At 68.9% G+C, this 21,526-nt stretch carries 19 protein-coding genes and 1 pseudogene; 13 read left to right on the forward strand and 7 right to left on the reverse strand.

What is annotated here, in order from left to right; genetic code table 11:
• Nucleotides 1-22: 22 nt before the first annotated feature.
• Nucleotides 23-271, forward strand: coding sequence for an alpha/beta-hydrolase family protein (locus AC3ERS_RS04170; RefSeq protein WP_431964507.1), 249 nt, complete (start codon nt 23-25; stop codon nt 269-271).
• 73 nt (nt 272-344) lie between these two features.
• Here AC3ERS_RS04170 and AC3ERS_RS04175 read toward each other — a convergent pair whose 3' ends face one another.
• The gene (locus AC3ERS_RS04175) at nt 345-632 is read right to left on the reverse strand and encodes a YiaA/YiaB family inner membrane protein (RefSeq protein ID WP_431963671.1); all 288 of its coding nucleotides are present in this window, start codon (nt 630-632) and stop codon (nt 345-347) included.
• Between the two features lie 127 nt (nt 633-759).
• Between AC3ERS_RS04175 and AC3ERS_RS04180 the strand changes: the two genes are divergently transcribed.
• The 4 genes from AC3ERS_RS04180 to AC3ERS_RS04195 all read left to right on the forward strand — a co-directional run bounded on the left by AC3ERS_RS04180 (nt 760) and on the right by AC3ERS_RS04195 (nt 4,139).
• A complete protein-coding gene (locus tag AC3ERS_RS04180; RefSeq protein WP_431963673.1) occupies nt 760-2,493 on the forward strand; it encodes an alpha/beta hydrolase in 1,734 nt (577 codons plus the stop codon).
• A gap of 11 nt (nt 2,494-2,504) precedes the next feature.
• Nucleotides 2,505-3,125 carry a CPBP family intramembrane glutamic endopeptidase gene (locus tag AC3ERS_RS04185; protein WP_431963675.1) on the forward strand — a complete coding sequence of 207 codons (621 nt, stop codon included), beginning with the start codon at nt 2,505-2,507 and terminating at the stop codon, nt 3,123-3,125.
• A 72-nt stretch (nt 3,126-3,197) separates the two neighbouring features.
• A complete protein-coding gene (locus AC3ERS_RS04190) occupies nt 3,198-3,614 on the forward strand; it encodes a PPOX class F420-dependent oxidoreductase (RefSeq protein ID WP_431963677.1) in 417 nt (138 codons plus the stop codon).
• A 132-nt stretch (nt 3,615-3,746) separates the two neighbouring features.
• The gene (locus AC3ERS_RS04195; protein ID WP_431963679.1) at nt 3,747-4,139 is read left to right on the forward strand and encodes a sterol carrier family protein; all 393 of its coding nucleotides are present in this window, start codon (nt 3,747-3,749) and stop codon (nt 4,137-4,139) included.
• Nucleotides 4,140-4,216: 77 nt separating this feature from the next.
• Here the strand turns inward: AC3ERS_RS04195 and AC3ERS_RS04200 are convergent, their stop codons facing one another.
• A complete protein-coding gene (locus AC3ERS_RS04200; protein ID WP_431963681.1) occupies nt 4,217-5,488 on the reverse strand; it encodes a YhgE/Pip domain-containing protein in 1,272 nt (423 codons plus the stop codon).
• Between the two features lie 214 nt (nt 5,489-5,702).
• Between AC3ERS_RS04200 and purF the strand changes: the two genes are divergently transcribed.
• The gene (gene purF, locus AC3ERS_RS04205) at nt 5,703-7,283 is read left to right on the forward strand and encodes an amidophosphoribosyltransferase (RefSeq protein WP_431963683.1); all 1,581 of its coding nucleotides are present in this window, start codon (nt 5,703-5,705) and stop codon (nt 7,281-7,283) included.
• A 7-nt stretch (nt 7,284-7,290) separates the two neighbouring features.
• On the opposite strand, the gene AC3ERS_RS04210 is transcribed toward purF, so the two are convergent.
• Complete coding sequence (locus AC3ERS_RS04210; RefSeq protein ID WP_431963685.1) at nt 7,291-7,689, reverse strand: hypothetical protein; 399 nt, start codon at nt 7,687-7,689, stop codon at nt 7,291-7,293.
• Nucleotides 7,690-8,029: 340 nt separating this feature from the next.
• On the opposite strand from AC3ERS_RS04210, the gene AC3ERS_RS04215 reads away from it, so the two are divergent.
• The 5 genes and pseudogenes from AC3ERS_RS04215 (at nt 8,030) to purM (ending at nt 15,180) form a co-directional block, all read left to right on the forward strand.
• Nucleotides 8,030-9,646: an ABC transporter substrate-binding protein gene (locus AC3ERS_RS04215; protein WP_431964509.1), complete on the forward strand. Its 1,617-nt coding sequence runs from the start codon at nt 8,030-8,032 to the stop codon at nt 9,644-9,646.
• A gap of 95 nt (nt 9,647-9,741) precedes the next feature.
• Nucleotides 9,742-10,752 carry an ABC transporter permease gene (locus tag AC3ERS_RS04220; RefSeq protein ID WP_431964511.1) on the forward strand — a complete coding sequence of 337 codons (1,011 nt, stop codon included), beginning with the start codon at nt 9,742-9,744 and terminating at the stop codon, nt 10,750-10,752.
• A pseudogene (locus AC3ERS_RS04225) lies at nt 10,752-11,696 on the forward strand (ABC transporter permease); the annotation flags it as partial. The gene AC3ERS_RS04220 and the pseudogene AC3ERS_RS04225, both read left to right, overlap by 1 nt.
• 238 nt (nt 11,697-11,934) lie before the next feature.
• Nucleotides 11,935-13,692: an ABC transporter ATP-binding protein gene (locus AC3ERS_RS04230; protein WP_431963687.1), complete on the forward strand. Its 1,758-nt coding sequence runs from the start codon at nt 11,935-11,937 to the stop codon at nt 13,690-13,692.
• Between the two features lie 411 nt (nt 13,693-14,103).
• Nucleotides 14,104-15,180: a phosphoribosylformylglycinamidine cyclo-ligase gene (gene purM, locus AC3ERS_RS04235; protein WP_431963689.1), complete on the forward strand. Its 1,077-nt coding sequence runs from the start codon at nt 14,104-14,106 to the stop codon at nt 15,178-15,180.
• A gap of 248 nt (nt 15,181-15,428) precedes the next feature.
• Here purM and AC3ERS_RS04240 read toward each other — a convergent pair whose 3' ends face one another.
• The 4 genes from AC3ERS_RS04240 to ygfZ all read right to left on the reverse strand — a co-directional run bounded on the left by AC3ERS_RS04240 (nt 15,429) and on the right by ygfZ (nt 18,801).
• The gene (locus AC3ERS_RS04240; RefSeq protein ID WP_431963691.1) at nt 15,429-15,644 is read right to left on the reverse strand and encodes a DUF3073 domain-containing protein; all 216 of its coding nucleotides are present in this window, start codon (nt 15,642-15,644) and stop codon (nt 15,429-15,431) included.
• 175 nt (nt 15,645-15,819) lie between these two features.
• Nucleotides 15,820-16,770 (reverse strand): asparaginase, encoded by a 951-nt coding sequence (locus tag AC3ERS_RS04245; RefSeq protein ID WP_431963693.1) that lies wholly within the window; start codon nt 16,768-16,770, stop codon nt 15,820-15,822.
• 150 nt (nt 16,771-16,920) lie between these two features.
• Nucleotides 16,921-17,619 (reverse strand): MOSC domain-containing protein, encoded by a 699-nt coding sequence (locus AC3ERS_RS04250; protein ID WP_431963695.1) that lies wholly within the window; start codon nt 17,617-17,619, stop codon nt 16,921-16,923.
• Between the two features lie 66 nt (nt 17,620-17,685).
• Entirely contained in the window at nt 17,686-18,801 is a 1,116-nt protein-coding gene (gene ygfZ / locus AC3ERS_RS04255) for a CAF17-like 4Fe-4S cluster assembly/insertion protein YgfZ (protein WP_431963697.1), read from the reverse strand.
• A gap of 173 nt (nt 18,802-18,974) precedes the next feature.
• Here ygfZ and AC3ERS_RS04260 point away from each other — a divergent pair, with 173 nt between their 5' ends.
• Nucleotides 18,975-19,895 carry an aminodeoxychorismate lyase gene (locus AC3ERS_RS04260; RefSeq protein WP_431963699.1) on the forward strand — a complete coding sequence of 307 codons (921 nt, stop codon included), beginning with the start codon at nt 18,975-18,977 and terminating at the stop codon, nt 19,893-19,895.
• Between the two features lie 130 nt (nt 19,896-20,025).
• The gene (locus AC3ERS_RS04265) at nt 20,026-21,516 is read left to right on the forward strand and encodes a cytochrome ubiquinol oxidase subunit I (RefSeq protein WP_431963701.1); all 1,491 of its coding nucleotides are present in this window, start codon (nt 20,026-20,028) and stop codon (nt 21,514-21,516) included.
• Nucleotides 21,517-21,526 lie beyond the last annotated feature (10 nt).

Consider the following 21,526-nt stretch of genomic DNA (forward strand, 5'->3'; position numbering starts at 1 on the left):
CCGGAGGCTCGGATAGTTACCTCTGAGCTACACGACGGGGCCGGCCGAGTGGTCGGCCTCGGGCTGGTATCCGATCGTCACGTTCTGGCAGGTCGCCGCCGACCTGCCGAACGGGCAGCGGGTCAGCGACGGTCATGGGCATCGCTACGGCACGCTGGTGCTCGACGCCTGGGTCGCCATCGCCCAACCGCCGGACTGGACGGCGGAACTCTCCGACCGGATCCGCCGGTACCTGGAGGAATCCGCCGACCGCGAGCGCGAGCTGAAGTAGACCGACGAACGCCCACCCGGGCGAGCCCGGACCCCTCGTTGCCGGGCTCGCCCAGGTGGGCGTCTGTCGTCGGTCAGATGGCCTTGAACGGATCGTGTTCGGCCATCAGCTTTTCCATCCGCGCCGCGTCGATGCGGTTGGTGGTGGAGTTGGCCTCGTGCTGGTCGCGGACCACCTTGGCCAGGGTGAAGGTGCTGGTCACCAGGAACAGCACGGTCATTCCGAGGAAGCCGCGCTGCCAGATGTCCAGCGGAAGGTAGAAGATGCCGACGCCCGCCCCGAACAAACTGATGCCGAACGCGATCGCGGCCTGCGCGACGTAGGCCGAACTGGCTTTCGGCGCTGCGTTTGGTGTGCTCATGGATATCGAGTCTGCTCGGAGGACGGCCGGCGCGACCGCGTACAACTACTCGAGCGCGGTGGGTAATTGTCGCGCGGTGACCTGGGCAACGCGCACCGCCGTCGGTGCCGACAGCCATACTGTTCGAGTGCTCGAGAAGGCCGACACCCTGACGAAGCTGCGTGCCCGCGGCGTCGTCGTGGTGCAGCGCGCCGAGGACATCATCGACCTCAACTACGTCGGCCTGATCGTCGCCACCGTCTTCTTCGCACTGTCGGTGACGCCCTCGCTGGTACCGAGGGACTGGCTGTTCCAGGGCCTGATCTCGGGCGTCAACGCGGCGCTCGGCTACGGCCTCGGCTGCCTGCTCGAGTGGCTGTTCCGGCTCTGGGTGCGGCCGCGGCTGAAGATTCCGGGGCCGCCCATCTGGGTGCGCTACGCGCTGAAGACCGCGGTGCTGTTCTCCTCCGCGGTGGCGGCCGCCCTGATGCTGGTGCAGTCGGCCCGCTGGCAGCGCGAGATCACCGCGCTGATGGGCATGGAGGGCACCACGACCCCGGCCTACCTGCGCACCGGACTGCTGAGCGTGGCGGTGGGCGTCGCGGTGGTCGCCGTCTATCGGACCGTGCGCGAGATCATCCTGTTCCTGGCCAGGCAGCTCAACCGGTGGGTCCGGGTGCCGCGCGAACTGGCACCGGCCGCGGGGGCGCTGGTGCTCGTGGTGCTCGTGGTGACGCTGTTCAACGGTGTCGCCACCGAGGCATTCTTCGCGGTCGCCAACTCGGCCTTCAGCGTGCGCAACGACCACACCTCGGCCAATGCGGTGCAGCCGCAGCAATCCGAGCGCTCGGGAAGTCCGGCATCGCTGGCGAAATGGGAGACGCTCGGCTTCGAGGGACGCTGGTTCGTCTCGCACGGGCCGACGCAGAGCCGCATCGCGGCCGTTACCGGGCAGCCCGCCCGCGAGCCGATCCGGGTCTACGTCGGGCTGGAGTCGACCGACGGCGAGGCGGACCAGGACGCGCTCGCGGTGCAGGAACTGGAGCGCACCGGGGCCTTCGACCGGAAGGCGCTCGTGGTGGTCACCACCACGGGCACCGGCTGGGTCAATTCGATGGCGGTGGGGGCGATCGAGTACATGTACGGCGGCGACACCGCCATTGTCGCGACCCAGTACTCGTATCTGCCCAGCCCGCTGTCGTTCCTCGCGGACCGCGGCAAGGCGGCCGCGGCGGGCAAGGGGCTCTTCGACGCGGTGTACGAGCACTGGTCGGCGCGTCCGCCGCAGTCGCGGCCCAAGCTGCTCGTGTACGGCGAGAGCCTCGGTTCACAGGGGTCGGAGGCCGCGTTCGACGGACTCGCCGATCTGCGCGCCAAGGTGGACGGCGCGCTGTGGGTCGGTCCGCCGAATTCGAACCGCCTGTGGCAGCAGCTCGTGCAGCGGCGCGACCCGGGGTCGAGGGAGGTGGAGCCAGTGTACGCCGACGGGCTGGTGGTCCGATTCGCCGACGACGCCGCCGATCTGGGGCGTCCAGACACCGAATGGCGGGCGCCGCGCATCGCCTACCTCATGCACCCCTCGGACCCCATCGTCTGGTGGTCGCCGGATCTGATCTTCTCCCAACCGGATTGGCTCTCCGAGCCGCGCGGCGCCGACGTGTCCTCGCAGATGCGCTGGGCGCCGTTCGTCACCTTCTGGCAGGTCGCCGCGGATCTCACCAACGCCCAAGGCGTTTCGGACGGGCACGGGCATCGCTACGGCAGTCTGGTGCTGGACGGCTGGGCCGCCGTCGCGGCACCGCCGGGTTGGAATGATCAGCTGGCAGAACGGATTCGGTTCCAGCTGGAGGCGGCGGAGGAATTCGAGCGGGAGACCAAGTGAGTCTCGGACCGGTGTCGAAGGCGATTGTCGGCACCGGATTTGCGCTGTTGTGGAGTAATCGGGTGCTGCCAGGGCTCGGGCTCGATCAGCGCGGGCGCACCGCGGCCAACGCGTGCTTCGCGACCGGGTACGGGCTCGCGTTCGGCGGGCGATCCCACTGGTGGTCGGGCCGGGGGCTGGCGGTCGGCGCGTCCGCCGGAGCACTGGTTCTCGCCGGTTACGGTGCGGCCGTGGCGATTCCGGCGCTGCGCGAGGTGCTGCGCGACGTCGCTCCGGTAGGGCAGGAGGTGTCGGACCTCGAGTGGGTCGCCGTGCACATCCCGGTCGGCACGGTCTACAGCGAGGAGCTGATCTTCCGTTCCACTCTGGAACCGCTGCTGGACAACACTTTCGGTGCGCGCCTCGGCCACGTGCTCGGCGCCGCCGCCTTCGGCCTGTGGCACATCCACCCGGCCCGCGCGGGCGGGCAGCCCATCGCCCCCACGGTTTTGGCCACCGCCGGGGGCGGCGCGATTCTCGGCCTGCTGCGCCGAAAGACCGGCAGCACCACGGCCCCGGCACTGCTGCACTGGGCGATGAACGCGGGCGGGGTGCTCGCGACCCGCCTAGCGCTCCCCGAGCCTATTCCGTAAGTCCCCGAATCGGCCGCGCGTCCACACGGCGAAAACGGGAATGAACGAGGCGAATTGGTGTTGGATCGACACGTGAAACTCGATGACGCCGCGCGCGCACTGATCGGATCCGGTGCCGACGCCACGCTGGTCACGCTCAATCCCGACGGCAGCCCGCAGGTCAGCCTGGTCTGGGTCGCCCTGCAATCGACTCCCGAGGGCGACGAGCTCGTCACCGCACACCTCGGCGAGTACAAGAAAGTCCGCAACGTGCGTCGTGACGGCCGTGTCGCGCTCACCATCGTCTCCAGGGAACGCGGCGAAGTCATGACGCCGTACCTGACCGTCACCGGCACGGCTCGCATCGTCGAGGGCGGTGCGCCGGAACTGCTGAAGGAACTCGCGCAGACGATGGCGCCCGGAGTCCCCTTCCCGCCCGAGGGCGCACCGGACGGGGTCCTCACCCGCATCCGCATCGAGAAGGTCGGCGGCATCGGACCTTGGGCCTGATCCGAACCGGTCGCGGCGCGCGGCAGCCCGGGACTCGCGGTCGGACGCGGATCAGTGACTCATGGTCTGTCTGTCCTCGACGAGGGTTCCTGAAGCGCGAGCCTGTCGGCGCCGATCGGTAATCTCGGCGCTGTGGGACGACGAACGGCGGTGGACCCGGCGGAGACTCGGTCGGCGGTGGCCGCGGTGAGCGCTTGGCTGCGCGACGAGACGGCCGCCGCGCCCGCGCGCCCCGAGCTGGCGGCGGCCGTGCGGACCACGGTGCGCACGCTGGCCGCCAACGCGCCGGGCCATTCCGTCGAGGTGCGGGTCCCGCCGTTCGTCGCGGTGCAGTGCATCGAGGGCCCCCGCCACACCCGCGGCACTCCGCCCAATGTCGTGGAGGCCGACCCGCGCACCTGGCTGCTGCTCGCCACCGGCCTGCTCGACTTCGAGACCGCGCGGCATTCCGGCGCACTCACGGCCTCCGGGAGCAGAGCGCCCGAGGTGGCGCACTGGCTGCCCATCCTGCGACCAGACGAGTGAGAACAGTCGTTCAGGCGGCCGGGCGCGCCTTCGACCGGACGATTGCCGCCGGACCGATTGATCACCTGCCGGACCGATTACTGGGCGACCGCCGCTGAACTGCCGCGATGTAGGCCCTTGTAGTCGTAGTAGCGGGTGATGACCGCCCCGAGAACGAGCCCGACTATCAGGCCGATCAGCGTCATCCAGACGCCACGCCCCAGCCCTGTCGCCCAGTTGGCGTCGAAGTACAGGATCGATCGGACGGCGAGGAACACCTGGTGCATCGGCTCGAAATGGGCCAGCCAGCCGAAGTACTTGGGCGTCGCCTCGATCGGGACCGTGCCGCCCGAGGACGGCAGGCCGAGCACGATGAACAGGATCAGGTTCACCAGCAGTCCCGCCGAGCCGATGGCCGCGAGGATCGACAGGCCGGTGATGCCTACCGCAATGATTGCGAACGCGCCGTAGAGGAACAGCGGTAGCGGATCGTCGATCGGCATGCCGAGCCCCTTGGCCACCAGCAGATAGATCAGCGAGACGACGTTCGCCATGAGGACCATCACGCCCCACTTGATCAGCAGGGTCTTGAATCGCGAGATCGGGGTGGGCGGGAAGTGGACGTACCACGGGCCGTACTCGGTGGGCACGAAACCGAGGGCGGCGTCGACCATGGTGTGGATGGTCATGGAACCGATCACGCCCGCGAGCAGCAGCAACAGCGCGTAGAAGAACGCGGTCAGTCCCTGTCCGGTGTTGCCGGGTAGCGGGTGGTACTGCTCGCTGATCAGCTGGAGCGGACTGGCCAGCGCGATGCGGGTCGCTCCGCTGAGCGCCGGCGCCTGCCCGCCCTCCGGCGGCGTGAGCTGGGACTGCACCTGCCGGGTCAGCTGCTCGCCGACCTGCTTGTTCACCTGCGGGAACGCCTGGTCGCCGACGCGGACGACGATCGAGGAGGCGTACGCGCCCATGCGCGGGTTGGTCTGCAACGTGATGATGGGTTGTTCGATGTCGCCGGGCACCACGCTGCCGACGCCGAGAATGCCGAGTCGCTTGCTGAAGTCGCTCGGAATGATGATCGCGCCGTAGACCTTGCCGGACTGCATCTGCCGCTCGGCCTCGGTGATCCCGAGGACCCGCAGATCGATCTGGTCTGCGGGCACGGACTCGCGCAGCCCGTCGGCCACCTGCTCGCCGAAATTCACCTGTCGTTGCTGCCCCGGTGTGCCCATCGTCTCGCCGACGTCCTGGTTGACCAGCGCGATGGGGAAGTCGTGCAGGTTGTCCACGGGATCGATGACGTAGTCCAGGTACATGATCCCGAGCAGGGTGGTCAGCAGAGTGAGTACCACCACAGGCGAGGCAACCATGCGCAGTACTGAACGACGGTCGAGCCGCCGAGCGTTCGGATCCGTCCCGCTGGTGCTGTCCGTGGTCGCCACGAATGGACGGTACCGCCGTCACCCTGGGATTTCGGGTGATCGACACGGGAATTGCTGCCGGGGTGCGGTGGCCGTGATCGCCCTCCAACTTTCACCCGTAGAATGACTGGTGCCCCCAGCCCGCCCGAACAGGGAGCAAACGGTGACCAACGCCGAAGTATCGGTCGACAACCTCGCAGCCACCCCCGATGAGGACGAGAACGAGCCGCGCGAGGAGTGTGGTGTCTTCGGTGTCTGGGCGCCGAGCGAGGACGTGGCGAAGCTCACGTATTACGGACTTTATGCCCTGCAACACCGTGGCCAGGAGGCGGCGGGCATCGCGGTCTCGGACGGTCAGCAGATCTTGGTCTTCAAGGACCTCGGGCTGGTGTCGCAGGTGTTCGACGAGCAGACGCTGGCCGCCATGCCGGGCCACATCGCCGTCGGCCACTGTCGCTACTCCACCACCGGCGGTGTGACCTGGGAGAACGCGCAGCCGATCTTCCGCACCACCGCGGTCGGTTCCGGACTCGCGCTGGGACACAACGGCAATCTGGTCAACACCGCCGAACTGGCAAGCCGCGCACGGGAACTCGGGCTGATCGGCAACCCGGTCTCCGGTGGCCGCCCGCAGCCGGTCGGCGCGACCTCCGACTCCGACGTGATGACCGCGCTGCTGGCGCACGCCGCCGCGGACTCCAGCATCGAGCAGGCGGCCATGAAGCTGCTGCCCACGCTGAAGGGCGCCTTCTGCCTGACCTTCATGGACGAGCACACCCTCTACGCCGCCCGCGACCCGCACGGCGTGCGTCCGCTCTGCCTCGGCAGGCTCGAGCGTGGCTGGGTCGTTGCCAGCGAGACGGCGGCGCTGGACATCGTCGGCGCGGCCTTCGTCCGTGAGATCGAACCGGGCGAACTGCTGGCGATCGACGCCGACGGCGTGCGTTCGATGCGCTTCGCCAACCCCGAGCCCAAGGGCTGCGTTTTCGAGTACGTGTACCTGGCCAGGCCCGACTCCACCATCGCGGGCCGTTCGGTGCACGCGACCCGTGTCGAGATCGGCCGCAGGCTGGCCAAGGAGCATCCGGTCGAGGCCGACCTGGTGATCCCGGTGCCGGAATCGGGCACCCCGGCCGCTGTCGGTTACGCACAGGGTTCGGGCGTGCCTTACGGGCAGGGTCTGATGAAGAACGCCTACGTGGGCCGTACCTTCATCCAGCCGAGCCAGACCATTCGTCAGCTCGGCATCCGGCTCAAGCTGAACCCGCTGCGTGAGGTGATCCGCGGCAAGCGGCTGATCGTGGTGGACGACTCGATCGTGCGCGGCAACACCCAGCGCGCCCTGGTGCGGATGCTGCGCGAGGCGGGCGCGGTGGAGATCCACGTGCGGATCGCCTCGCCGCCGGTGAAGTGGCCCTGCTTCTACGGCATCGACTTCGCCTCGCGCGCGGAGCTGATCGCCAACGGCGCGGGCTCCGACGACAGCTACGACGACATGGTCGAGAACGTGCGCCGCTCGATCGGCGCCGACAGCCTCGGCTACATCTCCACCGAGGGCATGATCGCCGCGACCGAGCAGCCGCGCACCCGTCTGTGCAGCGCGTGCTTCGACGGCAACTACCCGATCCCGCTGCCGCAGGAGGCCTCGATCGGCAAGAACCTGCTCGAGGGCATGCTGACCGGTCAGCCGGAGTCGGTGCTGCTCGGCGAGAACGCGAACGCGAGCGCGCTGAGCAGGCCCTGAGGCCGGTTCAGCGCGGGAGGTGGTCGGCGAGCCACCGCGCGAAGGCGGCGTCCAGCTCCGTGCCGGTGGGGACGGCGGTGAAGACCGGTGCGCGGTCCACCGTCGGGATGTCCATCCGTGCCAGGTGGTCGTAGACGTAGCGAACGAACTGCCAGGCGCCGTTCTTGCGCACCTTCAGCACGGCGGGCATCGAGCTCACGAGCGGCAGCTCGACCAGCCAGTACCGATCGAGGAGGGTGCCCTCGGCGGCGATCCGGAGTTCCGCGACGGCTGCGATGAAGTCCGGGATGCGAGCGTCGATCAGCGCGGTGACGGCGGCGAGGTTCTCCGCGAGCCCGCGCTGCCTGCCCGCCGCCCGCTCGGCCTCGGCGCGACGTAGTTCCCGTGCGTCGTCCGCCATCCCCATGCCGGGGAGCATAGCGGCGGACGTCCGATGCGCCCGCCGGTTTGGCGAACATCCGAAATGGGTAGCGGCACAATGCTGTCCGTGCTCGTGTCGTGGCCTCCTCGAGACGCTGTGACCTCGGTTTCCCCGCTTTTCTGGACATTTGACCGGTCGTTACCGGTGTCGCCGTGCACGACTCGCAACGCGCGATGGCAGCCCGGTGATTTTTCTTTGAAAACGCAATGTGCCGGAAATGGTTCGTGGGTACGGTCGCCAGCTATATCGGAAGTTCACCGCGTCCGGACCGGGCCTGTGATCCAGGTATCGCGGTGCGGCGCGCTCGAAGAAGTGGGGCCGGATGATGAGGGTTTCGAGGACGCCGGGCGGGCGGAGACGAGCGAAAGGCGTTGCGGCGGTCGGGCTCGCGGCGCTGGTGGCGTCGCTGCTGGCGGGCTGCGGGTCCGGACGGACGGGAGAGGGAGGCGACGGCGCCGGGCTGATCGTCGGCACCACGGACAAGATCTTCTCGCTCGATCCGGCCGCCGCCTACGACAACGGATCGCTGGTCGCGGAGACGCAGATCTACCAGTACCTGCTGAATTTCGCGCCGGGCGATCCCACCCCGAGACCGGACGCGGCCGAGAAGTGCGAGTTCACCACGCCGACGGTGTACACCTGCACGTTGCAGGCCGGGCTGAAGTTCGCCAGCGGAAACCCGTTGACCGCCAAGAGCGTCAAGTTCTCCTTCGACCGCATGCTCGGCATCAACGACCCGAACGGCCCCGCCTCGTTGCTGGGCAACCTGGAGAAGACGGACGTGGTCGACGACCGCACCGTCGCTTTCACGCTGAAGGTCCCCAACGACCAGACCTTCCCGGCCATTCTGCCCACCCAGGCGGGGCCGATCGTGGACGAGCAGGTCTTCCCGGCCGACAAGGTGATGGCCGACGAGGACGTGGTGCGCGCCAAGGGCTACTCCGGCCCGTTCACGATCACCAGCTACGACAAGAACAAACTGGTGGAATACCAGGCGAATCCGGATTACCGCGGCATCCTCGGCACCCCGAAGACCCCGCGCATCTCGGCGAAGTACTACGCCACCACCGACAACCTGAAGCTGGACCTGCAGAGCGGCGCGATCGACGCGGGGTACCGCTCGCTGACGCCCACCGACATCGAGGGCTTGCGTGCCTCGGACAAGGTCAAGGTGCTGGACGGTCCCGGCGGCGAGTTGCGCTACATCGTCTTCAACATGAACACCATGCCCGGCGGTACGCCGGAGCAGAAGCTGGCGGTGCGTAAGGCCGTCGCGTCGTCGGTCGACCGGGCCGCGCTGGCGCGCGACGTCTACAAGGACACCTATCTCCCGGCGTATTCGTCCGTACCGCAGGGCATTCCGGGCGCGGCCGAACCGTTCAAGGAGATCTACGGCGCGGGCCCGAACAAGGACGCGGCCGCGAAGTTGCTCGCCGACGCGGGCGTGGCGACACCGGTGGAGCTCAACCTCCAGTACAACCCCGACCACTACGGCTCCAGCAGCACCGAGGAATACAAAGCGATCAAGGCGCAACTGGAGGGCACCGGCCTGTTCCGGGTGAACCTCCAGTCCACGGAATGGGTCAGCTACCAACGGGAACGGGCGCGCGACGCGTATCCGCTGTTCCAGTTCGGCTGGTTCCCCGACTTCCCGGACCCGGACAACTACCTCTCGCCGTTCTTCGGGCCCAACAACTTCCTGCAATCGCATTTCGAGAATCCCGGCATCACCGCGCAACTGGTCGGTGAGGCGACCCAGCCGGACCGGGATCGCAGGCTCCAGCAGATTCAGCAGGTGCAGCGCGATCTGGCGCAGAACTTCTTGCCGATCGTTCCGCTGTTGTCCGGCAAGCAGATCGGCGTGGCGGCCAGCGGCGTGCAGGGGATGGAGCAGACGCTGGATCTGTCGTTCAAGTTCCGCTACACGGTGCTCAGCAAGTGACTTCGGAGGGGACCGGGCCCGCGGCGATCGCGCCGCGGGCCCGGCGGTTCGCGCTGCCGCGCCGGGCGGCGGGCGGGGATTCCCGCGGGCTCGCCCTGGCCAGGTACCTGGGAGTGCGGTTGCTGCTGATCCCGGTGACGGCCTGGATCCTGGTGACCGCGGTGTTCTTCCTGATGCGGGTGATCGGCGATCCCATCGAGGCATCGCTGGGCGGGCGGCTCCCGCCGGACCAGATCGAGCAGCGGCGGGCGGCGGCGGGCCTGAACCGGCCGATCCTGGTGCAGTACTGGGAGTATCTGTCCGGCCTGGCTCGCGGTGATTTCGGGCAGACCCAGGACCACCGGATGGTCGCCGACATCATCGCCACCCGCGGCGCGGCGACACTCGAGCTGGTCTGCTGGGCGCTGCTCGTCGCCTTCGCGATCGGCGTCCCGCTCGGTAGATACGCCGCGACACACCGGGATTCGGCGCGCGACGCCACCCTGCGGCTGTTCGCGATCCTGGCCTACGCGGCGCCGGTGTTCTTCGTCGGGCTGCTGCTCAAGCTGTTGTTCGCGGTACGGCTCGGCTGGCTGCCGGTCTCCGGACGGGCCAGCGCCGACGTGGAATTGCGGCTGCAGCACGTCTCGCCGAAGACCAACATCATGGTGGTCGACGCGATCCTCTACGGCGACAACGCCTATCTGATCGACGTGCTGAAACACGCCGTGCTGCCCGCCATCGCGCTCGGCTTGCTGACCGCGGGCGTGTTCCTGCGGCTGGTGCGGATCAACTTGATCCAGACCCTGCGCAGCGACTACGTGGACGCGGCACGGGCCCGCGGCCTGTCCGCCCGGGTGGTCACCGGCCGGCATGCCGTGCGCAACGCCATGATCCCGATCGTCACGGTGATGGGCATGTACATCGCCATGATGCTCGGCGGCGCGGTGCTCACCGAGATGACCTTCGAATGGAAGGGACTCGGCTTCGAGCTCGCCGAGTACCTCAAGGCTCGCGACTTCATGGCGGTGCAGGGCATCGTCGCGTTCATCGCGCTGGTCGTCGCCGTGATGAGCTTCGTGGTGGATGCCCTTGTCGCGCTGATCGATCCGAGGGTGAGGTTCTGATGACCGCTCCGGAACTGGTGACCGAACCGGTCGCCGCGCTCCCGCCGGGGCGGCGGGGTCTGCCCGGCCTTCGATTGTTCTCGATGACCGCGGGCATGCAGCGCGTCACGCTGATCATGGGCCTGGTGTCGATCGCGGGATTCCTCTTCGTCGCGGTCTTCGCGCCGCTGCTCGCGCCATACGGGTTGGCGCAGACCGCCCAGGACGGCGTGAGTTTCGGCCAGTACCAGCCGCCTTCGGCGCAGCACTGGTTCGGTACCACCGTCGCGCAGGAGGACGTGTACTCCAGGGTGCTCTACGGCGCGCGGACGGCGCTGTGGGTGATCGTGGTGTCGCTCGTGCTCTCGCTGTTCGTCGGTGTGCCGCTGGGCCTGGTGTCCGGGTACGTGGGGCGCTGGGTGGACCGGGTGCTGGTGACCGTCATGGACGCGCTGTACGCGTTCCCGACGCTGCTGCTGGCGATCGTGGTGTCCATCGTGGTGTCGGGCGGGGAGTCCAGCGGGTTCGGCGGCGTGCTCTCCGCGGCCGTGGCGATCACGACCATCTTCGTGCCGCAGTACTTCCGGGTGGTGCGCAACGCGACCGTGGCGGTGAAGCAGGAGCCTTATGTGGACGCCGCGCGGGTCACCGGCGCGTCGACGGCGCGGATTCTGTTCCGGCACATCCTCGCCAACGTCACCCAGTCGCTGCCGGTGATCGTCACCCTCAACGGGGCCGAGGCCATCCTGACGCTGGCCGGGCTCGGCTTCCTCGGCTTCGGCATCGAGTCCACCCAGGCCGCGGAGTGGGGATTCGACCTGAACAAGTCGCTGGCCGCGGTGTCCAACGGGATCTGGTGGACGGCGGTGTTTCCCGGCACCGCCATCGTGCTGGTCGTGCTCGGGATGACGCTCGTCGGCGAGAGCCTCAACGAGGTGCTCAACCCACTGTTGCGCACCCGGCGTACCGCCGTGCCGGTGGCGGTGGGCAGCGACGTGGTGATCGGCGCGACCGGAGAACCGGAGATGCCGGTCGAGGAGGACGGCGCCGGTGCCGAGCGGTCGACCGGTGCAGGCGGTCGGACGAAGCCGGACGGTGGAGGCGAACCCGCGGCGGACGATGACGGTCCGGCTGCGGCGATCTCGGACGGCGGCGCGGAATCCGTTGCTGTGATAGATGATTCGAACAGACGGGAGGGCGGCCATGCCTGACGTGACCGAGGAGCGGCGACCCGCGCTGTCCATCGAGGCGCTGTCGGTCACCTTCGCCACCGACGCGGGTCCGGTGCACGCGGTGACCGACGTGTCCTACGAAGTGTTCCCCGGCGAGGTGCTCGCCATCGTGGGGGAGTCGGGGTCGGGCAAGTCGGTGAGCTCGCGCACCGCCATGGGACTGCTGCCGTCGACCGCGCACGTGCGCGGACTGGTGACCCTCGGCGCGCAGCAGGTCACCGCGATGTCCGAACGCCAGCTCACCGCGCTGCGCGGCGGGGCGATCGCCATGGTGTTCCAGGAGCCGGGGTTGGCGCTGGACCCGCTGTTCACGGTGGGCTTCCAGATCGCCGAGGCGCTGCGGGCGCACACCGAGCTGTCGCGGAAGGCGGCCAAGGCGCGGGCCGTGGAGTTGCTGCGGCTGGTCGGTCTGCCCGATCCCGAGCACCGCGTCGACTACTACCCGCACCAACTCTCCGGCGGGCAGAAGCAGCGCGTGGTGATCGCCATCGCCATCGCCTGCGAGCCCAAGGTGATCATCGCCGACGAGCCGACCACGGCGCTCGACGTCACCGTGCAGGCCGAGATCCTGAACCTGCTGCGCGATCTGCGCGACCGCATCGGCAGCGCGATCGTCCTCATCACGCACAACATGGGCGTGGTGGCGGATCTCGCGGACCGGGTGGTGGTGATGCGCGAGGGACGGGTCGTGGAACAGGCTTCGGTGCACGAACTGTTCGCCGAGCCGAAGGCGGACTACACCCGCGCGTTGCTCGCGGCGGTGCCGCATTTGGGCGCGCGGCGGGTGAAAAGTACCGATACGCAGGTCGGTACGGAACGGCATTCGTCGGAAGCGGTCGCGGACGCAGGGCACGGCGCGGGTGCCGGGGCCGGGGCAACCAGCGCCGGTGCAAACCTGCCGGTGCTCGAGGTCTCCGATCTGGTGGTGGAGTTCCCAGGCCCCTTCGGTCGTCCGCGATTCCGGGCGGTGGACGGGGTGAATCTGTCCATCGCCGCCGGGGAGACGTTGGGCCTGGTGGGGGAGTCGGGTTCCGGTAAGTCCACCATCGGCCGGTGCGTCGCGGCATTGCAGCGGCCCACGTCGGGAGTGGTGCGGGTGCGGGGCCAGGACATCGCCGGCCTCTCGCAGCGGCGGCTGCGCCCGATTCGGCGGCGGTTCGGTTTCGTGTTCCAGGATCCGGCCAGTTCGCTGAATCCCCGGATGACCGTGGGCGATTGCGTCGCCGAACCGATGATCGTGCACAAGATCGGCACCTCGGCGGTGATCCGCGCCAGAGTGCGCACGCTGCTCGACGACGTGCGCCTGCCCGCGGGCGTGGAACGGCGCTACCCGCACGAACTGTCCGGCGGCCAGCGTCAGCGGGCCAGCCTGGCGCGTGCGCTGGCGCTCGACCCCGACCTGCTCGTCGCCGACGAACCGACGAGCGCGCTGGACGTCTCGGTGCAGGCCGCGGTGCTGGAGCTCTTCGCCCAGCTCCAGCGCGAGTGCGGGTGGGCATGCCTGTTCATCAGTCACGATCTGGCCGTGGTCGACCAGCTCGCCGACCGCATCGTGGTGCTGCGCGACGGTGCGGTGGTCGAACAGGGCGACCGGGACGCGATCCTGCGATCCCCGCGGCAGGAGTACACCCGGCGGTTGGTCGCCGCCGTTCCGGTGCCCGATCCGGTCGAGCAACGCCGACGCAGGGCCGAGACCGCCGCGCTGTTCGCCCAGGGGCCGCCGGACTGAACCGCGCCACCCCGATGGCGCGCCCGTCGGACTCTCAGGACGCGCCCCCGACAGGCTGCTCGCCCCGACCCGATGGGACGGACTGCCCGTCATCGGACCTATCTCGGACGCACGGTTCGCCGCGGGCCCTGTCGAGTCGGCCACCTGACGCCGATCCGTGCCCAACACACCCCCCTTTTTCCCGAAGACCGGGCACAATGATCAGCGGTGAACAGCAACGAAAACGCGACAACTGATCTCGCAAGGATCCGGGTAACTCCTCGGGCACGCCCAGAACTCGGCCACTCGACCAACCGTCGGCCCGGCGTCACAGTCTCGCGGCACTTACGACCGGCAAGAAACGCGGAGAGGCGGATGAGCTAGCGTGAGCAGGCATCTATCCGCCGATTCGGTTTGGAGCTTTCCCCGAAAATGACTGAACAGACCCCCACTGGTGGTGCCTCGTACGCCGCGGCAGGCGTGGACATCGAGGCCGGTGACCGCGCAGTCGAGTTGTTCGGGCCATTGGCGAAGAAGGCCACCCGACCCGAGGTCCAGGGTGGGCTCGGCGGCTTCGCCGGGTTGTTCGCGCTCAAGGGCGGCTACCGCGAGCCCCTGCTCGCTGCCTCCACCGACGGCGTCGGCACCAAGATCGCGGTCGCGCAGGCGTTGGACAAGCACGACACCGTCGGCCTCGACCTGGTCGCGATGGTCGTCGACGACCTCGTCGTCTGCGGCGCGGAGCCGCTGTTCCTCCAGGACTACATCGCCATCGGCAAGGTCGTCCCGGAGAAGGTCGCCGAGCTGGTGTCCGGCATCGCCGAGGGCTGCGTGCGGGCGGGCTGCGCGCTGCTCGGCGGCGAGACCGCGGAACACCCCGGCCTGATGGATCCCGACGACTACGACCTGTCCGCGACCGGTGTCGGCGTGGTCGAGGCCGACGCGGTGCTCGGCCCCGACCGGGTGCGTCCCGGCGACGTGGTGATCGCGATGGGTTCCTCGGGTCTGCACTCCAACGGCTACAGCCTGGCGCGCAAGGTGCTGCTCGACATCGACCGGATGTCGCTGACCGGGCACGTCGAGGAGTTCGGCCGGACCCTCGGCGAGGAACTGCTCGAGCCGACCCGCATCTACGCCAAGGATTGCCTCGCGCTGATCGCCGAGACCGATGTGCGCACCTTCTCGCACGTCACCGGCGGCGGACTGGCGGCCAACCTGGCCCGCGTCATCCCGGCGGGCATGGTGGCCGAGCTGGACCGAGGCACCTGGAATCCGGCGCCGGTGTTCAAGATGATCGCCCAGCGCGGCCGGGTGGAGCGGGCCGAGATGGAGAAGACGTTCAACATGGGCGTCGGCATGGTCGCCGTGGTCGCTCCGGAAGACGTCGATCGCGCCCTCGCGGTGCTCACCGCCCGGCACATCGAATGCTGGACCCTCGGCACCGTGAAGAAGGCCAAGGAGTCCGACGCCGCCCGCGCCGTGCTGCTCGGCGAGCACCCGCGCTTCTGACTGTAGCCGCCGGCTGTCGCGAGAACGCGCGTCTCTCCGTGGCTTCGGCAGCCGGCTCGGGTCGCTGGCGCCGTCCTCGGGTCGGCGGTCGGTAGTACCCGCTCACACGACATCAGCGTCCCGCATCATCGGATGCGGGACGCTGATCTCGTTGTATGGCAAGCCTCTAAGGCGATGTCCCTGCCCCGGTGTCAACGTTCGAAGGGGGAGGCCCGGATGGCCTCCCCCTTCGTCATGTTTTATCCGAGTCAGCGGCGCCAGTCGTCGTAGTCGTCGTCCTCGTCCCAGCGGGATGAGGACGCGTCCGCGTCATGCTCATCGGACAGCACACCGCCACTGCGTTGTTGGGTGGTGGGGCTTCCCGAGAGCTCGCGCTGAAGGCTCGCGAAGTCGGTCGGCGCTGAGCTGTACTTCAGCTCGCGTGCGACCTTGGTCTGCTTTGCCTTAGCCCGGCCACGGCCCATGGCTGACCCCCTCGCGTCACTGCGGGGCGGCCTGGGGTTTGTTGGCGGCCCCGTTCGAATTAATACTCTTCCTGACAGACACTTTAGCGTGTGTCCGGCGGTCGCGCTTCCAGGAGTGGGGGAAGAACTCCCGAACGGAGCCCGTTTGCCCGGTTGTCGCCGTGTGTCCTGGCTCTTAGAGTACGCCGGGAATTGTCCGGATCACCCCGACTCGGGTGCCGCCGCCGAGCACCGGCTGGGCCGCGAGGTCGGTATGCGCCTCGGTCCACTCGACGCCCATCCGTTGCAGAATCGCCAGCGTCAGGGGCATCCGCGCGCGGTCGTGCCCGTCGTCGATCTTGTACGCGAAAGCCCTCCCGTCGGGCAACGCACCCGCGTGCACACCGTCGGCGCCGATCTTGCACACCAGGCCGGGAGCCGCGGCCATGGCCAGCAAATCGGGTGCGTTCGTGCCCGAAATCACTCGCGGGTTCGCGCGAATCGCGTCGGCGACCCGGCGCGGCGGGGTACCGGGCTCGCCGGTGGCCATGGTCGCGAAGGCGCGGGCCAGGTTCATCAGCGAGACAGGAACAATGGGCAGGCCGCAGCCGTCGATGCCCAGGTCGGTCTCCGGTTCGCCGGTGAACTCGGTGACGTTCGTGACCACCGCCCGCTGCAAAGGGTGCGCCTCGTCGAGGTAGCCCTCGGTCGGCCAGCCGTTGATCGCGCAGGTCGCCAGCATGGCGGCGTGCTTGCCGGAGCAATTCATGTAGATCCGGCGCGGTTCGTCACCGGTCAGCGCGGCGGCGCGAGCCCGCTCCTCGAAGGGCAGATCGGGCGGGCACTCCAGCGCCTTTTCGGGGAAACCGAACCGCGCGAGCAGCCGCTCGACCAGAGCGACGTGGTCGGGTTCGCCGAAGTGCGAGGCGGTTGCGATGGCCAGCTCGGCGTCGTCGACCGGCTCGAAACCGTTGCGCAACAGCGTGATCGCCTGCAGGGGTTTGTTGGTCGAACGCGGGAAGATCGGCACGTGTACTTCGCCGAGCTGATGTGTCGGCTCGCCGTCGGCGCCGAGGATCACCAGGGAACCGCGGTGCACGCATTCGCGGAATCCGGAGCGGACGACCTCGACCAGTTCGACACTCATGCCCGCGCCTCGCTGACGCTCGGCTCCGGCATGCGCGATGCACGCTGGCACATGATTCGCTCGCTCCGCTCACTCATGCCTGCACCTCGCTGACGCTCGGCTCCGGCATGCGCGATGCACGCTGGCACATGATTCGCTCGCTCCGCTCACTCATCGCGCGGCTCCCGCCGGGAGATCCCCGCGGCGTTCGGCTGCGCGGGCGGCGTTGGCGGACCGGCGGGCGTGCCGGTCGATCTGCATCCGGATGTCGTCGGAGATGGTCGACTCGTGCTCGAGCAGGGTGGCCAGGCGATCCGCGTCGGCGCCGGTGAACACATCGCGCACGGTGACGCCGTGGTCAGGGACGTGCACCACCTCGACGGCATCGCCGGCGCCGATCGTTCCCTCGGTGAGGACGCGCAGGTAGGCGCCGGTATTGCTGCGCAGTGTGAAGCGCTTGACCCACTGCGCCTCGCCGGACCAGTGCTGGAAGGTCACGCACGGCACCCGCGGCGCGCTCACCTCGAGCAGGGTGTCGCCGATCGCCCAGCGGGCGCCGACCACGGCGTCGCTCACCTCGAGGCCGCTGATGCGCAGGTTCTCGCCGAACCAGCCCGCGGGCAGCTCCCTGCCGAGTTCGTCGGCCCAGTGCTGCGCGTCGTGCTCGGCGTAGGCGTAGACCGCTTGGTGCACGCCGCCGTGGTGCTTGGTGTCGCAGACGTGGTCGCCGTCGAGTCCGAGGGCGCGCACGCCGACTCGACCCGCGACAGGTCGCTTGTCGATGGCGGTGCGGCCGACCCTGGTCGGCACTTCCAGATCGGCGTGCACCACGCAGACCGCAAGCACGCGGGCGGTGTCATCGCTGCGCATCGGCGCCGCTCCCTTCGTCGAGTGGGTGGGAATCGCGAGACTCGGCGTCGAGCGAGGTCGGGTGGATCACCGTCCGCGCAGCCGGTCGACGGCGAGACGGCCTGCTTGCGGCTCGTCGTCGGCGGGGACCGAGTCGGGATCGATGGCGGCGGCGCACGGTCCGGCGACGAGCGCGGTGTCGGCCGGAATCGTGCGCTTGATCAGGGCAAGCGCGATCGGGCCGAGCTCGTAGTGGTCGATGACGGTGCCGAGCCTGCCCACGGTGCGACCGCCCGCGGTGACGTCCTCGCCCGGTGTGGGGCGCTCGTCGGCGGAACCGTCCAAGTGCAGGAGGACCAGGTGGCGCGGTGGCTTGCCCAGGTTGTGCACCCTGGCCACGGTCTCCTGGCCGCGATAGCAGCCCTTGTCCAGGTGCACGGCGCCGTGTTCGTCGACGCCGCCGATCCAGCGGGCCTCGTGCGGGATGGTGCGTTCGTCGGTGTCGAGGCCGATGCGCGGGCGCAGCGCGGCCACCCGCAGCGCCTCGAAAGCCCACATGCCCGCGGGTTCGGCGCCCGCTTCGGTGATCTTGGACCACCACTCGGACAGCCGCTCGCGGGGTATCACCAGGTCGAAGGAGTCGGCGGTCGGCCATGGCATGCGGCGCAGGAAGCCGCCGCCGGGCAGCGGCACGGCCGCGTAGATGTCGGGCAGATCGGCCACGCCGAGCACGGCGGTCAGTTCGCGCACCCGAGGTCCGAGCAGGCTCAGCACCGCGTGGTCGGTGGCCTCACGTGGTTGGGCGTCGGCCCAGAACACCATCTTGCGCAGGAAATCGAGCAGGGCCGGACCATGGTCGGCCTCGGTGTCGGCCCAGACCGTGCCGTCCAGGTCGGTGAGCACGAAGTGGTGCTGCACGCGGCCGTTGAGATCGAGATCCAGATTCTCCGCGGACCGCCCGTCGGCGAGGTCGGCCACGTGCTGGCTGGAGATGGTGTGCAGCCAGCTCAGCCGCTCGGCTCCGGTGATGCTCAGGACGAAGCGGTGCGAGCGATCGATGACCGCGACGCGTTCCGCCGCGGCGCGTTGCTCGCCGAAGGGATTGCCGTAATGCCACGCCACGGTGGCGTCCGGAGCGCCGGGCGGACCCGCGACGGCGCCCGGAACGGAAAGCAGGGGGCTGGGTGCATCGACCACGGACACGTCTTCCACTGTAGTGGCAGTGCCGGACACGGTCCGCCGAGAGCCCGCTCGCGGCCGCCGCGGCGACGCCGGAACGACGCGGCGCGCGGGCAAGCCGCCGATGACTCGCGGACGCGTGCGGGGCGGCGTGGCAAACATAGGCAAGGGCAGTGCATACCGCCTACGCTCGACGCATGGTAGATCGGGTTCTTGTCACACTCGACGGCGTCGTCCAGGATGCGGACGCGCCGTTGTTGTTCGCCGACGACATCGGGGTGCTGCGCGGCGACGGCGTCTTCGAAACGGTGCTGGTGCGCGGTGGGACCGCGGCCGCCCTCGAATTCCACCTCGGCAGGCTACGGCGCTCGGCGCAGGCGCTCGAACTACCGGAGCCCGAGCTGGGCCGCTGGCGCGAGGCCGTCGAGACCGCCGCGAAGGAGTGGGGCAGCGAGCGCGAGGGCATGATGCGCCTGGTGCTGACCCGCGGCCGGGACTCCGAACTATCCGGCGCGCGATCCAGTGTCACCTCGGGCGATCTGGCCGCGGCGGTGCCGGTGCCGACCTGCTACGTGCTGGTGGTGCCGGTGCCCGATCGGGTGGCCAAGGCGCGCACCGAGGGCATCTCGGTGGTGACGCTGCCGCGCGGCATCTCGATCGATCTGGCCCAGGCCGCGCCGTGGCAGCTGCTCGGCGCCAAGACGCTCTCCTACGCGACGAACATGGCCGCACTGCGTTTCGCGCACCGGATGGGCGCCGACGACGTGATCTTCACCAGCACCGAGAACCGGGTGCTGGAGGGTCCGCGCTCCACGGTGGTGATCGCGCGCGACAAGAAGCTGATCACGCCGCCCGCGAAGAACGGTGTGCTGCCCGGCGTCACCCAGCGCGCGCTGTTCAGCGAGGCGCAGAAGGCCGGGTGGACGTGCAGCTACGAACTGCTCTTCACCGCGGATTTGCTGACGTGCGACAGCATCTGGCTGGTCTCCAGCATCAGCCTTGCCGCGCGGGTGAATTCGCTGGACGGTTTGCGTATGTCCGCGCCGGACAACGCGCAGGAGATCATCGAACTGGTAGACCGCGGTATCGATCGGGCAGGCGCCATCGGCGATTGGTGAGGTGACGTCCGCCTCTTCGGGGCGGACACCCGCCGGTTCCCCATGCGTGTCGTGTCCTAACGCACGTTGATTGCCAGACCTTGCCGCGTAGCATTTACTACGACACGTCGTAGTAAGGCTGGAGGGTCGGATGAGTGTTCTGGACATCTCACGTTGGCAGTTCGGCATCACGACCGTCTACCACTTCGTATTCGTCCCGCTCACCATCGGTCTCGCCCCGCTCGTAGCGGGGATGCAGACCGCGTGGGTGATCACCGGCAAGGACCATTGGTACCGGCTGACGAAGTTCTTCGGCAAATTGTTCCTGATCAATTTCGCCCTCGGCGTCGCCACCGGCATCGTGCAGGAATTCCAGTTCGGCATGAACTGGAGCGAGTACTCCCGCTTCGTCGGCGACGTGTTCGGCGCGCCGCTGGCGCTGGAGGCGCTGGTCGCCTTCTTCCTCGAGTCGACCTTCATCGGCCTGTGGATCTTCGGCTGGACGCGATTGCCGAAACTGCTTCACCTGGGCGCGATCTGGATGGTCGCGATCGGCGTGAACGCCTCCGCCTACTTCATCGTCGCCGCCAATTCGTTCATGCAGCACCCGGTCGGTGCGAGGTACAACCCGGAGCGCGGGCGCGCCGAGCTCACCAGCATCTGGGAGGTGCTGACCAACAACACGACGCTGGCGGCGTTCCCCCACGTGGTCGCGGGCGCGTTCCTCACCGCGGGCACCTTCGTGGCGGGCATCGCGGGCTGGTGGATGGTGCGCAACGCGCGCAGCGGGGATCCGGCCAAGGTCGCCGAGGCGCGCACCATGTGGCGCTCCGGCGGACGCGCGGGCATGTGGGTGATCGTGGTCTCCGGCATCGCGCTGGTGCTCACCGGCGACGTCCAGGGCAAGCTGATGTTCGAGCAGCAGCCGATGAAGATGGCCTCGGCCGAATCGCTCTGCCACACCGCGACCGATCCGCATTTCTCGGTGCTCACCGTCGGCACGCACAACAACTGCGACAGCGTCACCCATGTGATCGAGGTGCCGTACGTGCTGCCGTACCTGGCCGAGGGCGAGTTCACCGACGTCACCCTCGACGGCGTGCAAGATCTGCAGAAGGCCTACATCGAGAAGTTCGGCCCCGGCGACTACCGGCCCAACCTCTTCGTCACCTACTGGTCGTTCCGCGCCATGATCGGTCTCGCCGCGGGCTCGATGCTGCTGGTGCTCGCCGGACTGTGGCTCACCAGGCGCGGCAGAGTGCCCGATCAGCGCTGGTACTCGTGGCTGAGCCTGCTGGCCATTCCGACGCCGTTCCTCGCCAACAGCGCGGGCTGGGTGTTCACCGAAATGGGCCGCCAGCCCTGGGTCGTGGTGCCGAACCCGACCGGTGACCCCGCCCTGCGAATGACGGTGCAGCAGGGCGTCTCCGACCACGCGGCGGGCACCGTGATCGCCTCGCTGGTGGTGTTCACCCTGCTCTACGGCGTGCTCGCGGTGGTGTGGTTCTACCTGATGCGGCGGTACGTGATCGCCGGGCCGGAGCAGCCGCCGGTGCGCAAGCCGTCGGGCCCCGGCGAAACGGGCGGTCCCGGTGAGCACGCCGAAGAACCTGCCGTCGAACAGCTTTCGTTCGCGTACTGAGGAGCCCGAC

It is taken from the genome of Nocardia sp. bgisy134 (genome assembly GCF_057708325.1).

Excerpts from the sequence above, each read along its gene's own strand:
- AC3ERS_RS04230 (WP_431963687.1), top strand. The coding sequence starts at position 11,935 with ATGCCTGACGTGACCGAGGAGCGGCGACCCGCGCTGTCCATCGAGGCG.
- AC3ERS_RS04250 (WP_431963695.1), bottom strand. The coding sequence starts at position 17,619 with ATGCGCAGCGATGACACCGCCCGCGTGCTTGCGGTCTGCGTGGTGCAC.
- AC3ERS_RS04245 (WP_431963693.1), bottom strand. The coding sequence starts at position 16,770 with ATGAGTGTCGAACTGGTCGAGGTCGTCCGCTCCGGATTCCGCGAATGC.
- AC3ERS_RS04240 (WP_431963691.1), bottom strand. The coding sequence starts at position 15,644 with ATGGGCCGTGGCCGGGCTAAGGCAAAGCAGACCAAGGTCGCACGCGAG.
- purM (WP_431963689.1), top strand. The coding sequence starts at position 14,104 with ATGACTGAACAGACCCCCACTGGTGGTGCCTCGTACGCCGCGGCAGGC.
- AC3ERS_RS04265 (WP_431963701.1), top strand. The coding sequence starts at position 20,026 with ATGAGTGTTCTGGACATCTCACGTTGGCAGTTCGGCATCACGACCGTC.
- AC3ERS_RS04200 (WP_431963681.1), bottom strand. The coding sequence starts at position 5,488 with ATGGTTGCCTCGCCTGTGGTGGTACTCACTCTGCTGACCACCCTGCTC.
- AC3ERS_RS04175 (WP_431963671.1), bottom strand. The coding sequence starts at position 632 with ATGAGCACACCAAACGCAGCGCCGAAAGCCAGTTCGGCCTACGTCGCG.
- AC3ERS_RS04210 (WP_431963685.1), bottom strand. The coding sequence starts at position 7,689 with ATGGGGATGGCGGACGACGCACGGGAACTACGTCGCGCCGAGGCCGAG.
- AC3ERS_RS04215 (WP_431964509.1), top strand. The coding sequence starts at position 8,030 with ATGAGGGTTTCGAGGACGCCGGGCGGGCGGAGACGAGCGAAAGGCGTT.
- AC3ERS_RS04260 (WP_431963699.1), top strand. The coding sequence starts at position 18,975 with ATGGTAGATCGGGTTCTTGTCACACTCGACGGCGTCGTCCAGGATGCG.